Raw genomic sequence first — 15,785 nt, 5'->3', positions numbered from 1 at the left:
ATATATTCCCCCTTCTAAACGTCTAGTGTCATCATGTTAGCGACAGCTTTAGTTGTTAAATAAAGCTCGTCTATATTTAAATACTCTTCTAATGCATGAGGTTTGTACATTCCTAGAATTATAATTGCACAATCATATCCTTTTTGAGCAAGTATATTTGCATCACTTCCTCCGCCTATAACCATAGGATTAGGCTCTATACCCGCATTCTTTATACATTTTTCACTTAGTCTATATATGTAACTTTCTTTTGATAATTCAAATGATGGATAAGAATTATTATGATTGATTTCATATGTTGTATTAAACTTACTAGCAGCTTCATCACAACATCTTTTCATATGATTAATTTCATTTTGAAGCTTTTCCATTGAATGAGACCTTATCTCTGCATTAAAAGTAACCTCATCTGTTACTATATTAGTTGGCCCCCCACCATTAATACCTCCAATATTTGAAGTTGTCTCTGAATCTAATCTACCTACATGCATGTTTGATATTGCATGGCTTGCCGCTACTACTGCGTTTATACCTTTTTCTGGTTCAATTCCTGCATGTGCTTTTCTTCCATTAAAAGTTATTTCGACATGTTCTTTTGAAGGAGCTTTATATGCAATAGTGCCTGGCTTTCCTTCTGCATCAAGTATTACTATATTTTTAATAGGTAAATCATTTGTATCAAAATGCTTACATCCATACATTCCAACTTCTTCACATACTGTAAACATTAAATATATATCTCTGTGTGGGATATTTTCTTCTTTAATATGTTCTAATGCCTCTAGTATTGCAGCTATTCCTGCTTTATCATCTGCACCTAAGGTTGTTGTACCATCCGTTTTTATTATATTTCCTTCTACAACAGGCTTTACCCCTATACATGGTACTACTTGATCCATATGTGCTTGGAAGCATATTGGCTCTATATCTAAACTCCCCTTAATATAAGCTATTACATTTCCACTATTACCATCAAACTTACTATCAACATTATCTATCTTTGATTCTATACCTCTAGCCTCTAGATATTTAACTAACCAATTTGCCATTTCAATTTCATGCTTTGGCGGACTATCCACCTTCACAATATTTATGAAAGTATCCTGTAATCTTTCTTTTGAAATCATTATATTTTCCCCCTAGTCTTACTTCTTTTTTATGAATACTTAATATATTAAATATAAAATTCTAAAATCCTCTATTTTTTTACAAATTTAGTTGAATTTTTGTAAAATAGTATATTTTCTGATTTTAAATTTGATAGTAATATAAAATTTTAATTATTATTTAATTATGTTATATATAAATTAAATTGGATTTTAATGCACATAATTGTAAATAATATATTTTAGATGAACAATAATCAAACAGGAGTGATATTATTTTGGAAAATTTCAAGCAAATTTTATTAGATGAAATCCCTAACTTTAGAGAAAAATCCCTTGCATTTGAAAATGGAGAAATCTCTAAGATGGAATACAAAGGATTCTCTGGTGGATACGGTGCTTATGCGCAAAGAGATCAAAAATCATTTATGCTAAGACTTAGAGTATCTTCTGGAGTATTATCAAAAAAGCAACTACATACTATTTATCACCTTGCTTATAAATGTAATTTAGATAAAATACATCTTACAACTAGGCAAGCTATACAATTACATGATCTTTCTGTTGATCAAGTTTGTAATGTTATGAAAGAAGGTATAGAAAAAGATATATATACTCGAGGTGGTGGAGGTAACTTCCCAAGAAATGTAGCTTTATCTCCTCTTTCTGGTATAGATAAGGATGAATCATTTGATGTGGCTCCATATGCCGTTGCTACTGATTGGCATTTTATCAGCCAAATTACATCTTATCATCTTCCAAGAAAACTTAAGGTTTCTTACTCTAGTTGTGATTTTGATTCTTCACATTGTACAGTGCAAGATTTAGGATTTATTGCTACTATTAAAGATGGTAAAAAATATTTTAGAGTATTTGCAGGTGGTGGACTAGGTAAAAATCCTAGAGAAGCATTAGAACTCGATAAACTTATAGATCCAAGTGATGCCCTTTACTATGTAGATGGAATGGTTGAGTTGTTTAAAACTTACGGTAACTATGAAAATAGAAACAAAGCACGGGTAAGATATATGGTAGAAACTCTTGGTGAAGAAGAGTTTAAGAAAAAACTTGTAGAGCTTGCTAAAGCTGAAAAAGCTAAAGGTGGTAGAGATTTAAATCCAGAACCAATAGATTATTCAAAAAAAGGTGTAGAAATAGATATAAAAAATCCTAGACTTATACCACAAAAACAAAATGGTCTTTATGCAGTAGAAATACATCCAGTAGGAGGACAGCTATTGCTTAAAGATTTAAAAGCTTTACTTTATGAATTAGATAAAGTTAAAAATCCTATGATTAGGCTTGCTATGACTGAAGGGATATTCATACTAAATTTAGATGGCAATGAAGCTAAGAAAATTTTAGAAGTAAGTGAATCTATAAGTGGATATTCTTTATTAGAAAGAAGTGTATCTTGTATAGGTGTTCCAATCTGTCAAGTAGGTATACAAAATAGCCAAAAAATGTTACATGAAATAATAGACTTCTTTAAAGAAAATGATACAGCTAAGGAAATCATTAATGTTATGCCAGAAGTTCATATTTCAGGATGTCCAAACTCATGCGGTGTACATCAAATAGGTACAATAGGGTTAGCTGGTAAACTAAAAAAAATAGATGGTATATCAACAGATGTATTTGAACTATTTATGGAAGGTTGCTGTAAACTAGGAGAAACAAAGCTTGGTGAATCTATCGGAGATTATAAAGCTTCTGATATACCTAAAATGCTATTTGAAGTTGGTCAATCTGTAAAAAATAGTAATAAAGAATTTTATACTTGGGTAAAAGAAGATAAATCAACTTTATCAGATATAGTATCAAAATATAAAATATAATTAAATTAAAAGGAACTTCAATGTGAAGTTCCTTTTTATAATTCTACTTATTTTAATCTTCAAATACAGTGTTTTCAGTTTTCCATTGTAGTAATTTAATATATAACCAAAATCCATATATACCTAAAGTGACTATAGTTAATATCCACCATTTAATGTAATGTAGAAATAAACTACCACCCGTACCTATGAATCTAAGTCTTCTACCTTCTATTGCTGTGTTTTCTATTTCCCATCTATATTTAATACACATAGCCCATGGAACTGCTAGACCAAAAGTAAAAAATGATATTAGTACAGCTAATATATTAACACCTATAAGACCTAATAAACTTCCTTCAAATCTTGATTTCATTATGATTTCCTCCTAGATGACTTATCTCTATATTCTATTATATATTTATTCTTTAGTCCATTAATAAAAAATTAAATATATCTTAAGTAAACCTTAAATATTTTAATATGAAAATTCTCTAAATAAAAAAAGTTGCCTCAAAATTTGAGACAACCTTTGTTTTATTTATTTACTTTTACTCCATATTTTTCTGTTAAATCATCTAATATTTTACTTTGTTTTTCATAAGATAAAGTACTTTTTAACTCTTCTTTTACAGTATCAAAGTCATCTGTCTTTTCATCTGTCTTTTTAATTATATGGTAACCATAGTTAGTTTCAACAAGTTTATCACTTATCTCTCCAGACTTTAATGCAAATGCAGCGTTTTCAAAAGCTTCTACCATCTGACCTTTACCAAAGAAATCTAAGTTTCCTCCATCTTCAGCACTAGCATCTTCTGAGTACTCTTTTGCTAGCTCTGCAAAATCAACACCAGACTTAGCTTTTTCTAGTATTTCCTCTGCCTTAACTCTATTTGCTTCTTTTTGCTCATCATCTAAAGCATTACCTTCTTCATCCACATTTTTTATTAATATATGAGATGCCTTAACTTGAAGGAACTCATCTTTATTTTTATCATAGTAGTTTTGAGCTTCTTTATCAGTTACATCTGATTCTTTTGAAATATATTCAGCAGCTGCTAGTTCTTTCTTTAGCTCCGCTTTTATATAGTCAGGTGTTAAAGAAAATTGCTTTAAGAACTCTTCTTCTGACATTTGATACTTAGAAGTTATACTGCTCATTAAATTTTTATACTCACTATCAACATCTTCATCTTTAACTTCTACCTTGTTCTCACTAGCTGCTTTATATAATACTTCAGTAGTAGTCATATAATCTATAAAACTTGATTCATAAGCTGCTATTTCTTCTTCTGTCATAACAGTATTACCCTTTGAATAAAATAGTGGGTCCATCTTCTTTTGCATTTGCTCTCCAGTTATTTTAACATCACCAACAGTAGCTAATACTTTGCTAGATGAGTAATTTTTAGCCGTTGCAGGAAGTCCTCTTCCAGCATCCTTACCTAACATGTATCCTCCACCTAAGCATAATACACCAACTACACCAGCTATTATAGCTGTTTTTATATTTTTGTTAATACCTTTTTTCTTTGTCTCTTTAGCTTCTACATTATCGTCATTTGCTTTATCCATAGGCTCTGCACTTTGAGTTACTTCTTCTGTAGTCTCTTTTTGTTCTATTTCTACCGCAGGCTCCTGATCTTCTACTTTTTTGTCATCTCTTAAGTTATTATCCTCTGACATTATGTTCCTCCTAAAATTTATAATTGCATATAATATATATTTTATATTCTACCTTATAACTGCGTATATGTGTGTGAATAAAAAATGAAAGTCATGTGAATTTTTTATGAATTTAAATACTTCTTAGACTATATCTTATTTCATATCTTCCCGCTTTTGTATTACCATATTTTAGCATATCCACCACTTCTTCTCTATCTTTATTTAAATAGTTAGCACACTCATCAATAGATTTGAAAATTTCTATCGCCTCTCCATTCTTGGAAACCAACTCAATTTTCTTTTTCCCACCTCTTAGGATTATAGACTTATATTTTTCAAAATAATCATTATATTCATTATCAATGCATTCAAAAGTATAGTGCATCTTTACTGGCTCGATTTTTATGCTTGATAGTATTAAATCTCTTTTACTTTCACTTATTCTAGCTTTAAAAATCTTATCATTTAGTATACTAAATTGTTCCATAGGTGTTTTACTACTTTCTAGATAAGCAAATTCGTCAAACTCTACTCCATCTTCTAAACTCGTATGTAGTTCTTTAGTTAAAAAGTTTATAGCTTCTCCTAGGTAATCTGTATGACCATACTTTAAATTTTCTTTTATATAACCTAATGGTAATTTAAGCTTTTTGCTACACTCTTTATGTGTTTTAAAAATTTGTTCCTCTTCAGTATATAGGTCTCTTACCTTTATTCCTTTTCCTCTTTTTATTTTAATATCTAGTATGTATAATTCCTCTTCTATTGCATTATTTGATAAAGCTTCTTCTTCTGTTTCTTCTGTTGTATCAATATCTTCAGTAATTTCTATTTCTTCATCTTCAACTTTATTAGTCAGTATATCCTCTAGTATTTCTTCTACATCTAAAACTCCTTCAGTTAAATCTTCTAAAACTATTGTATTATTGCTTGTTGAAGTATTTTCTATATCTTCATTAGTTTTAGTAAATGATACTTTCTCAAAGATGCAATCTTCATCTTTTATATTTTCTACTGTTTCTTCCCTAACTAAACTTACTTCGTCAAAATCTACTTCTAAAGTATCACTTTCTTTTGTTAAATTTTCATCAACTTTATTCTCTAATTCCTTATCTTTCTTTCGCTTAAAAAACCTCTTAAACAATTATAATTCCTCCTAAAGCTAGTTAATATTATTATGATATAAATTATTGTTATATTATTATTCTACTAAAATATCCAGTATTAGTAAATAAAGGTTATCGTTATAAATATAACTTATTAAAATAAAAGTATTTCTATGATTATTTTTGGTATAATATAAAAAATGTCTTAATTTGTCATCAAAGAGGTGTATCATGATTAATATTTTAAATGAAGCAAACAACTGCATACTTTGTAAAAACGCTAGATGTCAAAAGAATTGTCCAATAGATACTCCAATTCCTCAAATAATCAAACTTTATAAAGAAGGTAATATTGAGGAAGCTGGAAAAATACTATTTGAGAACAATCCTTTATCATCAATATGCGCAATAGTATGCCCTCATGAAAATCAATGTAGAGGGAATTGTATTAAGGGAATAAAAGGCGAGCCTGTTCACTTCCATGCAATAGAGGAAGAAATTTCTAAGATATACTTAGAAAGTATGAATCTAGAAAGACCTAAAAGTAACGGTATAAAAGTTGCAATAATAGGTTCAGGACCTGCTGGTATAACTGTAGCATTTGAACTTGCTAAAAAAGGCTATGATGTTACTATTTTTGAAAAAAATGAAAGAATTGGTGGTATATTAACTTATGGTATACCAGATTTTAGGCTTCCTAGGGCACTTATAGACTTATTAGGAAAACACCTAACTTCAATGGGAGTGAAAATAAAAATAAACTCAATGGTTGGTCCTGTAATTACTTTAGACAAACTTTTCGAAGATGGATATAAATCAATCTTCATAGGCACTGGAGTATGGAATCCTAAAAAACTAAACATAAAAGGTGAAACTTTGGGCCATGTAAACTATGCTATAGATTATTTAAGAAGCCCTCAAAACTATTACCTAGGTAATAAAGTGTTAGTAATAGGCGCAGGAAACGTTGCAATGGACGCTGCTAGAAGTGCTAAGTACTATGGTTGTGAAGAAGTTTATATTGCTTATAGACGTGACTTTGAAGATATGACTGCTACTCATCATGAAATTCATGAAGCTAAAGAAGAAGGTGTATTATTTAAAACATACGAAACACCAGTAGAAATAGTTGACGAAGGAATAATACTTGCTCGTACTGAAAAAGTAGAACTCGAAGATGGTAGAAGTTCTTTAGTTACTATTCCTAACAGCGAACATGTTTTTGAGTGTGACTCTGTTTTAATCGCAGTAAGCCAGATACCTAGAAACACTATTGTTTTAAATAATAAAGGGCTTGATACTAAGTATGGTGGCCATCTTGCAACAGATGAAAGTGGTAAAACTACTCGTGAAGGAGTTTTTGCCTGTGGAGATGTTGCTCATGGTGCTAGTACCGTTATTGAGGCTGTAGTTGCAGCTAAAATAGTTGCTAACTCTATGGATGAATATTTACAACAAGTATAAATGTAAAATATAAATTCGAATATCAAAAGCTATAAGTCAGTTAATTATGTACTGTCTTATAGCTTCTTTATTGAATAATTTATCTAAATCATATCTGTATTATCAAAATCTCTGGTAACATTATTTACCCATTTTCCACTTATAATTCTTATTACGCTTGCAATTACTTTTAGTATTTCGTCACTTTTAATTATTAAAAATAATAAAACAATAGGTAGTTTCCATACAAATGCCCCTATAAATCCAAATGGTATGGCAATTAACCACATGTATATAATATCATTTATAAGAACAAATTTATTATCTCCTCCACCTCTTAATATACCAAGCATAGTATTTACTGAAATTGATTGGAATACTACTATAATTGCGGTTGTAGTCATAATATCCATGGCTATTAATTTTGTAGATTCTGATATGTTATAAAAATCTACTATTATCGGTCTTATAGAATATACCACTATTCCTGAAATTAACCCCATAACAACACTAAGGATACTTATAGTCTTTGCATACTCTTTAGCTTTGCTATATTTGCCTTCACCAATTGTATTTCCAATTACGACAGAAGATGCACTCCCTACTCCAAATATAAATACTGTTACAAACTGACTACATACATTATTTATACTGTTAGCAGCCACTACCTCTGTACCCATTCTTCCTACTATTATGGAGTTCATAGTTGCACCTAATCCCCATAAAAGTTCATTAAAAAGTACTGGTGTACAATTAGTTATAAAATCCTTTACCATTAGCTTATTAGTATTAAGAAAATGTTTTGGTCTAAGTTTTACTTTCTTTTCAAAGAATAGCATGAATACTAATACAACAATAAACTCAACTATCCTTGCAATTACAGTAGCTATTGCTGCACCCTGTACTCCCATAGGCTCAGCTCCTAAGTTCCCAAATATAAACACCCAGTTGAAAAATACATTTACAACTAGTGATATACTATATACTACCATTGATATTTTAACTGTCTGAACAGATCTTAACACATTTATTGTACAGTTTGTAAGTGAGTAAAAAACATATCCGATAGCAACAATTCTAAGGTACTTAACTCCCTCTGATATTACAAGCTTATCTGTTGTGAATATACTTATAAATTCTTTTGGTACCAACATAGCTATAATTACAAATAAAATAGATATCATAATACATACCTTATACATTATTGCAAATATTTGATGTATTGCATTTGTATCTTTTTTACCATAGTATTGAGCCGTCATAACGCCTGCTCCGCCACCAAGACCAAACATCAATACCATCATTATAAAAAATAGATTATTTCCTATTGATGATGCTGATAGTTGCACTTCACCTAAAGTCCCAAGCATCATAGTATCTGCCATACTTACTGTAAATGTTATAAGGTTTTGGATTCCTATTGGAAGTGCGATACTAAACATTAACCTATAAAATGATTTGTCACGTGTTATCATCATTTTTATTTATCTCCTTTCTTAATTATTAATTTAAAATTAACCTACATAATTACTTTATCACATCTGTTCACTCTTTTTAAGTATCTGCAAAAAATGTTTATAATAAATCAAATAATAAAACCGTACTCATTTATTTTGTGTACGGTTTTATTACTTCTGGTTCAAGTATTGAAAATATTTTATTTTTACAATCAATCTAATTCATAGAATTCTATGGTACTGTAGTTAATTTATTAATTATTGTCCATCACCATATATCTAAGTACTGTTTTAAGATTTTCTGTTTTAGTCCTCCTAAAATCTGAAATATATATTTCTCTATGTACTTTACTTTTAATTTCTAAGTTATTGTCTTCACAAAACTTAGTCATTACTTCAAATGTTTTTGCTTCTTCATCAAATGAACCTATATGCATCATTTGAACACACTTTCCTTCTGATATACTTGTAAATTCTAAACTATCTAATAAGTCATTAGGCTTTTTCTTTTTAACAATATCTAAAGCCAATTCAAATAATTCAGGTGTTACAAAATCTGGTTGTCTAATCATTATAGTGTAAACTAGCTTATCTTTATCTAATACTTCTTTGTTTCTAGCTTCTTCTTTTAAATCCCATACTCCCTCTAGCGGATACACTACATAATCATAATATCCTTCTGGGTTGATACCATTTCTAGGCATCATCTTAATTGTATATGCTAATGAGTATAGTACTCCTATTCTATCAGCAAACGCTGGTTCATTAGGATTTCCTTCTCCTTTTATTGTTATAAAATTGAATTTCTCAATATTTACTATCTCTGGTTTAGCTTTTGGCATATAGTATTGTTTTTCTTTTTTCTTCCATTCGTGTTTCATTTTTTAATCCTCCTCTATAGAAACCATAACTTCTGTAATGTATTTTTTAGGATTTCCCTTAAATATCATACCTGGGCCTTTAATATATACTTCTCTCGATGGCACAACACACTTTATATTATTTTTATTTGCATAATCAAAAATTGCCTTATACGCATTGCCAATCTTATTGTACTCTCCATAATGAGTAGTAGATAAAAGTTTTGAAGATGGCAATTCTTTGCAAGATATTTTGGTACTACTTATAAACCTATTTATCACAACTCCTACCTCTATATCTGCATCTTTTTTATATCCTTCATCATGATATATACTAAACGGATATCCATTATAATTTCCCTTCACAACTTTGTAAATAAGTCTTAGGTAACTTCCACATTCCTTATATCTTCCTTTATATCTTATCGATGCAACTTTAATTTTGGGGCTATCTTTTATTCCTATCTCATAAACTATTTTTTTATTTTCAGTTGAATTTTTAATATTATAATCATCAAATTTTTTTAACAACTCTTGTTGTCTTTTTATGTTCTCTTCAATCATAGTTTTCTTTTCTATAAAAACATAATTTAAGTCTTCTTCATTCTTACATAAATTTAATACATCTTTTATTTCAGATATAGTAAACTCTAGATTTTTTAAGAGAATTATTAATTTTGCTTTATCAAAATCACCTTCGTTGTAGTATCTATATCCATTATCTTGATTTCTATATGATGGCTTCAGTATATTCTCATCATCGTAATATCTTAAAGTTTTTATGCTAAGGCTTGTTATTTTTGAGAATTCACCTATTTTGTACATTAATTCCTCCTACATCTTATACTTTAATCTATCCCCTATATAGGAGGGTCAAGTCAAATATAATATTTAATACAATTATACTATATAAATTTTATTAATTAGAAAGGTTTTGTATGGAAAAGATAGGATTAATATTAGAAGGTGGCGGTATGAGAGGTATTTATACTGCTGGTGTATTAGATTTCTTCATAGAAAAAAATATAGATACGCTAACATCTATCGTATCTATATTTTATATACTTTTATCAACTATTACTTGATTATCATGTAGTCCTTTGAATTTTCCTCATACCACCTTGGTATAATTTTTTTAAAGTCATCATAATCATAAAATGCTTCTAAGCAACGCTTTGTCATTCCATCTACATCCTCTTTCCCAAACTTCTCAGCCCACTTTATTGAATATAGGGAAGCATGAGCCACATATACAGCTTGAACTTCCCAAAATTCATTAGGTGGCTCTCCGTTAAAATATCCATGAATTTGTCCAATACAATAAGGTATACTTTCTTCTACATTAAAAGATTGGAGTTTGTAGAACTCTCCATACCTATCTCCGCATCTCCACCTATTAAAGTCAATAACTCCAACTTGCTTATTATTGGTATATATTAGATTCCCCAAATGAAAATCACCATGTTTATATACAGCAGGTAATTTACATATCCTATTTATTTTATTTTTTACATAATTAATTGCAATTTCGTCATTTGGAATGCGTACAGCTGAGTTTTCATAACTTTCTAGTTGTAATAGTTTTTTAGATATTTTTGTTTCAGTTGGTATGTCTTCTTCTTCAACTGAAATAGAGTGTATACGTTTTAAAATTTTACCAGCTTCAATACCTAATTTATATTGTTCGTCTTTTGGTAAAGTCGAAATAATCTCCCTCATTGACTCTCCTTCAACCCAGCTTAGTAGTATATATACATTTTTATTATTATTACAAACTCCAATTTCTATAGCTTTAGACATTGTTATATCAAGTTGATTAAATTTCTTTATAATACTAAATTCCTTTTTCTTATTTTCTAACTCACATATATCTGAGATTCTAAGTAAGTATTTTGCACCATACTTATTTTCTATATAATATTTAGTGTCAAAAGACCACCCATAATCAATTTTTTCTATTTTACTCCATAGACTATAATCCTTTATATCTCTAAATTCTAAACCCACTCTATACCCCCATATTTGTATATTTATAAATACTTCAGTGCTAAATCATCTAGTTCAGTTTTTATTTTTGAAATTTTTAGTCTAGTTGCTATTGGTGAAAATATATCTATTGTCTCCTTAGCCTTTTCTCTATATCGCTCTGGCTCCATATACTTAATAGTACGCATATTATGAAGTCTATCTGCTAATTTAATTAATATTGCTTTACTATCTATATTGTACTCATTTTCACTAAGCATTTCCTCATTTATTTTACTAAGATTTGTAACTTCATATACTAAGTTAGCTATTTCTTTTGAAAAATCTTTTTCAATTTGTTCTATTGTACAATACGTACACTCTTCTATTGTATCATGTAAAAGTCCTGCAATTATAATATCTCGATCAGAAGTTATCTCAGATAATATTATAGATACACATAATGGATGAGTAATATATTTTTCCCCCGACTTACGATACTGACCTTCATGAGCTTTGTAAGCTATACTATATGCCTTTTCAATCATACATAAGTCTTTCTGTGATAATGTATTTTTAATACTTCTAAGCAATTGTCTATATAGCTCTTCTGGCAAAGTAAAATCTATGGATGATTTTAAGAATGGATTAGCATTTTGGCTATTATCTATCATTTCTAAATTACCTCCCTCATAATTGTTTAGATATCTTAACATATTAATTGCATATACTAAATGATCTGTTGGCGTAAAAGCAAACTTTTTCTTAAATGCCTTTGAAAATCCACTGTGTGTTTTATATCCATATTCATTTGATACATCTATTATCTTTTTTCCTTGAAATATCTCTTTTGATGCACAAATAAGTCTTCTTTCTTTAACATATTCCATAGTAGAAATTCCCATTTGATCTTTAAATATTCTTGAAAAATGATACTCTGAATATCCAACTTCATTAGCTATAAGTTCTAAATTCAAATCTTCTTTAATGTTCTTTTCTATATATTCAAGACTCCTAAAAATAGCATCTTCATATTTCAATTAATCTCCCCCCATTCATTTTATTGGATAATTATAATGTATCAAAATATATTCTTATTTGCTGTTCCATGCTTGCTAAATAGCAATATTATAATATTTATATAATAAAAACTATACCAATTTTGTTGAGGTATAGTTTTTATTTTGTTATTGATACTAATTATTTATTTTTCCAACTTCTATACATATCTTAATTATATATTCATCTCTATCTATAACTGCAACCTCGTCAATTAATACTTCTTCATAGGAACATCCCTTAATATATAAATTATTTTTCTCTATATAATCTACTATTTTTTTGTGCAATATATAGGTTTTATCATAATACCCTTTCATATATCCAACAACATATAATCCTTTGGGCTTTATCGTATAATCAATGTTATTTATCTCATTATCAATCTTAGTAAAGAAATAGCTATAATTAGTATAATCTTTATTTTTCAAACTCTCTTTACTTATTATAGAACCAGGTTGCTGACTCATCAATATATTATTCTCAGTACAATAATCTAAGTGCTTTGTATAAGTTTCTATATCATAATATTCATCAGTATCCTTGGTTGGATTACTTAAAATAATATGCTCTTCCTCTTGTTCTTCTATAAAAATTCCCTTAGTTTTATTTATTCCTTCTTTAATAAGTTCTACCTTTTTGTACATCAGCTCCTGTTTTCTTCTTAAATCCCTTATTTCATTTTCAATTTTATTTGTCTCTTCTTCAAATAAATCTATCATATTTTTAGGACTTCTCTTATCTATAACTTCCTTAATTTGTTTAAGAGGCATACCAACCTCTTTTAATATATGTATTACATTAAATGATTCTAGTTGATCTTGAGAATAATATCTATATCCATTGTCTTCAACCTTCTCAGGCTTAAAAAGATCTATATCATCATAATGAAAAAGTGTCTTTTTATGTACACCACATAATCTAGCAAACTCGCCAGAACTAAAGTACTTTATTTTATTTTTACTCATTTTTTTATTCTCCTTATTGACTATCCTGTAACAGGATACTTTATTATATGTTAAGTCAATAAATTTATCAAGGAGGTTTTTTAATGAGTAACTCTTTAGGAAAGAAAATAACATTTTTTTCACTTATAAAGTATACATTACCAACAATAATAATGATGATACTATCTTCACTTTACACAATTATTGATGGTATGTTTGTATCTAGATTTGTAGGTTCAAATGCACTCTCTGCTATAAATATTGTATATCCTGTTATATATTTAATATTGGGAATTAGTATAATGTTAGCTACTGGCGGTAGTGCTATAGTAGCTAGATATATGGGAGAAATAAAAAGTCAAGAAGCTAAAGAAAGCTTTACGCTTATTACAATAGTCGCTATATTGCTAGGTATTGTTATTTCTATAGTATCTATATTATTTATAGAGAAAATAATTTATGCTTTAGGATCTACAGATGTACTATATGAATATAGTTATTCATATTTATCTATTATGCTATTATGTTCTCCTGTTATAATCATGAAAACATATTTTGATTATTTCTTAGTAACATCTGGTGCGCCCAAATTAGGTCTAGCTAGTTCAATCTTAGGCGGTATTGTTAATGTAGTTTTAGATTATATATTTATAGTTCTATTAAATATGGGTATAGCTGGAGCTGCACTTGCAACTTGTATAGGATATGCTCTTCCTTCAATAATAGGGCTTATTTACTTCTTAAAAAAAAGCAATACACTACACTTTGTCAAGCCAAAGTTTGATTTTAAGGTTATAAAAGAAAGCTGTAGTAATGGTTCATCTGAAATGGTAACTCAACTATCATCATCTGTAACAACTATTTTATATAACCTAGCTATGATAAAGATGTTAGGTGAAAATGGTGTTGCTTCAATAACAATTATATTGTATATACAACTGTTATTGAACTCTGCATATTTAGGATTTACATCTGGTACGTCCCCTCGTATAAGTTACAACTATGGAGGTAATGATGAGAAACAGGTTCAAGGGTTAGTTAAATATAGCTATATACTTATAGGTATATTTGCTATTTGTTCATTTATTATATCAAGACTATCCTCTCATACTTTAATCTCTATATTTGTATCTGAGGGCTCAAATTTATATAATATATCTTTAAATGGATTTAATATATTCTCATTTAGCTTCTTAATATGTGGATTTAATATATTTACTGCTGGAATGTTTACAGCTTTTTCAAATGGTAAGGTGTCAGCTTTAATTTCACTACTTAGAACATTTATATTCTTCGTAATAGGAATGGTGATTTTACCAAATTACTTTGGTGTAGATGGTGTATGGCTTGTGGTTCCATTTGCTGAAGTAGCTACGTTATTAATATCAATAATATGCGTTTATAAGTATAGACATATTTATATGTATAGCAATCTATTCTCAAAAGAGGTTTTATCATAATTATTTTATAGAAATTTTATAATTTTATTAATAATAAAATAAGCCGTATCGCAATTAAGCAATACGGCTTATTTACTTTATTTACTATTTACCGGGATCTGTATTTCTGTTAACCAATCTTTTATATTTTGAAATATACTATCTAGTCAAATATTGTTTCAAAACTTTTTTTATTAAATGCGTCAAAGCACATTTCAATTTGTTCCTTCGTATTTCTTTCTATAGAAAGCTTTGGTAAACCATTTATATCAAAGAATTTACTTTCTTCTGTTTCTGTATTACATTCAAATTTAATATCTACTAAATCACATAATACAAATATTTTATAAATACTCTGTAAACTAACTGGCTTATTATGTCTGTTTCTATCTTGAATAGCTATAATTTTTTTCGGTATAACATTTGCCCCAGCCTCTTCTTTAGCTTCTTTAATTATATTTTCTGATACAGACAGATTTATGTCTGCCCATCCACCAGGCATACTCCAGCATCCATCTATACTTTCCTTTACTAGTAAAATCTTTTGATTCTTTATAACTGCTCCCCTAATATCTACCTTTGGTGTAAGATATCCATAGTCGTTATTTAGCAGGTCTTTTACCTTTTCAATTTCAACCTCAGTGTATTCACTTATTATTTGAGCTGATAAGTTCTTTAACTGCTCAAATCTCTCTATATCATATTTATCTTTAGAATAAGTCAATCCTGCTTGTACTATTGATTGTATTTCTGTCACCCATTTTAACCACTTCTGATGCATAAGCTCCCCCCGATTTATATTAATAATATAATTTAATAAAATTTAGTCATATTATATATATTATCATATAAGTATAGCTCAGCATATTTTAAGATTGTTTTACTGAACACTTATATAACTGTCTCTTATACACATCT

At 28.7% G+C, this 15,785-nt stretch carries 15 protein-coding genes; 4 read left to right on the top strand and 11 right to left on the bottom strand.

Annotated elements, in window-relative coordinates; genetic code table 11:
* Positions 1–14: 14 nt before the first annotated feature.
* On the bottom strand, positions 15–1,127 hold the full coding sequence (locus tag CHL78_RS11305; RefSeq protein WP_094368030.1) for a M20/M25/M40 family metallo-hydrolase: 1,113 nt from the start codon (positions 1,125–1,127) through the stop codon (positions 15–17).
* A 257-nt stretch (positions 1,128–1,384) separates the two neighbouring features.
* Here CHL78_RS11305 and CHL78_RS11300 point away from each other — a divergent pair, with 257 nt between their 5' ends.
* Complete coding sequence (locus tag CHL78_RS11300; RefSeq protein WP_094368029.1) at positions 1,385–2,944, top strand: nitrite/sulfite reductase; 1,560 nt, start codon at positions 1,385–1,387, stop codon at positions 2,942–2,944.
* A 52-nt stretch (positions 2,945–2,996) separates the two neighbouring features.
* On the opposite strand, the gene CHL78_RS11295 is transcribed toward CHL78_RS11300, so the two are convergent.
* The 3 genes from CHL78_RS11295 to CHL78_RS11285 all read right to left on the bottom strand — a co-directional run bounded on the left by CHL78_RS11295 (position 2,997) and on the right by CHL78_RS11285 (position 5,735).
* Positions 2,997–3,299: a YjgN family protein gene (locus CHL78_RS11295; RefSeq protein WP_094368028.1), complete on the bottom strand. Its 303-nt coding sequence runs from the start codon at positions 3,297–3,299 to the stop codon at positions 2,997–2,999.
* Positions 3,300–3,460: 161 nt separating this feature from the next.
* Positions 3,461–4,609: a peptidylprolyl isomerase gene (locus CHL78_RS11290; RefSeq protein ID WP_094368027.1), complete on the bottom strand. Its 1,149-nt coding sequence runs from the start codon at positions 4,607–4,609 to the stop codon at positions 3,461–3,463.
* Positions 4,610–4,721: 112 nt separating this feature from the next.
* A complete protein-coding gene (locus CHL78_RS11285; protein ID WP_094368026.1) occupies positions 4,722–5,735 on the bottom strand; it encodes a hypothetical protein in 1,014 nt (337 codons plus the stop codon).
* A 193-nt stretch (positions 5,736–5,928) separates the two neighbouring features.
* On the opposite strand from CHL78_RS11285, the gene CHL78_RS11280 reads away from it, so the two are divergent.
* On the top strand, positions 5,929–7,161 hold the full coding sequence (locus tag CHL78_RS11280; RefSeq protein WP_094368025.1) for an NAD(P)-dependent oxidoreductase: 1,233 nt from the start codon (positions 5,929–5,931) through the stop codon (positions 7,159–7,161).
* Positions 7,162–7,244: 83 nt separating this feature from the next.
* Here the strand turns inward: CHL78_RS11280 and CHL78_RS11275 are convergent, their stop codons facing one another.
* From CHL78_RS11275 to CHL78_RS11265, 3 genes are all read right to left on the bottom strand, one after another.
* Complete coding sequence (locus CHL78_RS11275) at positions 7,245–8,618, bottom strand: MATE family efflux transporter (RefSeq protein WP_094368024.1); 1,374 nt, start codon at positions 8,616–8,618, stop codon at positions 7,245–7,247.
* A gap of 233 nt (positions 8,619–8,851) precedes the next feature.
* Complete coding sequence (locus tag CHL78_RS11270; RefSeq protein WP_094368023.1) at positions 8,852–9,478, bottom strand: GyrI-like domain-containing protein; 627 nt, start codon at positions 9,476–9,478, stop codon at positions 8,852–8,854.
* Positions 9,479–9,481: 3 nt separating this feature from the next.
* Positions 9,482–10,282, bottom strand: a complete 801-nt coding sequence (locus CHL78_RS11265; RefSeq protein WP_094368022.1) for a MerR family transcriptional regulator — start codon at positions 10,280–10,282, stop codon at positions 9,482–9,484.
* Positions 10,283–10,395: 113 nt separating this feature from the next.
* Here CHL78_RS11265 and CHL78_RS21445 point away from each other — a divergent pair, with 113 nt between their 5' ends.
* Positions 10,396–10,542 (top strand): hypothetical protein, encoded by a 147-nt coding sequence (locus tag CHL78_RS21445; protein WP_330408621.1) that lies wholly within the window; start codon positions 10,396–10,398, stop codon positions 10,540–10,542.
* Here CHL78_RS21445 and CHL78_RS11255 read toward each other — a convergent pair.
* The 3 genes from CHL78_RS11255 to CHL78_RS11245 all read right to left on the bottom strand — a co-directional run bounded on the left by CHL78_RS11255 (position 10,535) and on the right by CHL78_RS11245 (position 13,449).
* Positions 10,535–11,464, bottom strand: coding sequence for an aminoglycoside phosphotransferase family protein (locus CHL78_RS11255; RefSeq protein ID WP_094368021.1), 930 nt, complete (start codon positions 11,462–11,464; stop codon positions 10,535–10,537). The two genes, CHL78_RS21445 and CHL78_RS11255, sit on opposite strands and share 8 nt — an antisense overlap.
* 23 nt (positions 11,465–11,487) lie before the next feature.
* Positions 11,488–12,462 (bottom strand): helix-turn-helix domain-containing protein, encoded by a 975-nt coding sequence (locus tag CHL78_RS11250; RefSeq protein WP_094368020.1) that lies wholly within the window; start codon positions 12,460–12,462, stop codon positions 11,488–11,490.
* Positions 12,463–12,618: 156 nt separating this feature from the next.
* Positions 12,619–13,449 carry a MerR family transcriptional regulator gene (locus CHL78_RS11245; RefSeq protein ID WP_094368019.1) on the bottom strand — a complete coding sequence of 277 codons (831 nt, stop codon included), beginning with the start codon at positions 13,447–13,449 and terminating at the stop codon, positions 12,619–12,621.
* Between the two features lie 83 nt (positions 13,450–13,532).
* Between CHL78_RS11245 and CHL78_RS11240 the strand changes: the two genes are divergently transcribed.
* Positions 13,533–14,888 (top strand): MATE family efflux transporter, encoded by a 1,356-nt coding sequence (locus tag CHL78_RS11240; protein ID WP_094368018.1) that lies wholly within the window; start codon positions 13,533–13,535, stop codon positions 14,886–14,888.
* 142 nt (positions 14,889–15,030) lie between these two features.
* Here the strand turns inward: CHL78_RS11240 and CHL78_RS11235 are convergent, their stop codons facing one another.
* On the bottom strand, positions 15,031–15,648 hold the full coding sequence (locus tag CHL78_RS11235) for an NUDIX hydrolase N-terminal domain-containing protein (RefSeq protein WP_094368017.1): 618 nt from the start codon (positions 15,646–15,648) through the stop codon (positions 15,031–15,033).
* Between the last annotated feature and the right edge of the window lie 137 nt (positions 15,649–15,785).

The sequence above is a fragment of the Romboutsia weinsteinii genome (genome assembly GCF_002250835.2).
Lineage (GTDB): Bacteria > Bacillota > Clostridia > Peptostreptococcales > Peptostreptococcaceae > Romboutsia_A > Romboutsia_A weinsteinii.
The sequence above is the reverse complement of the archived record's forward strand: the minus strand, read 5'-3'. Positions and strand labels throughout refer to the sequence as shown.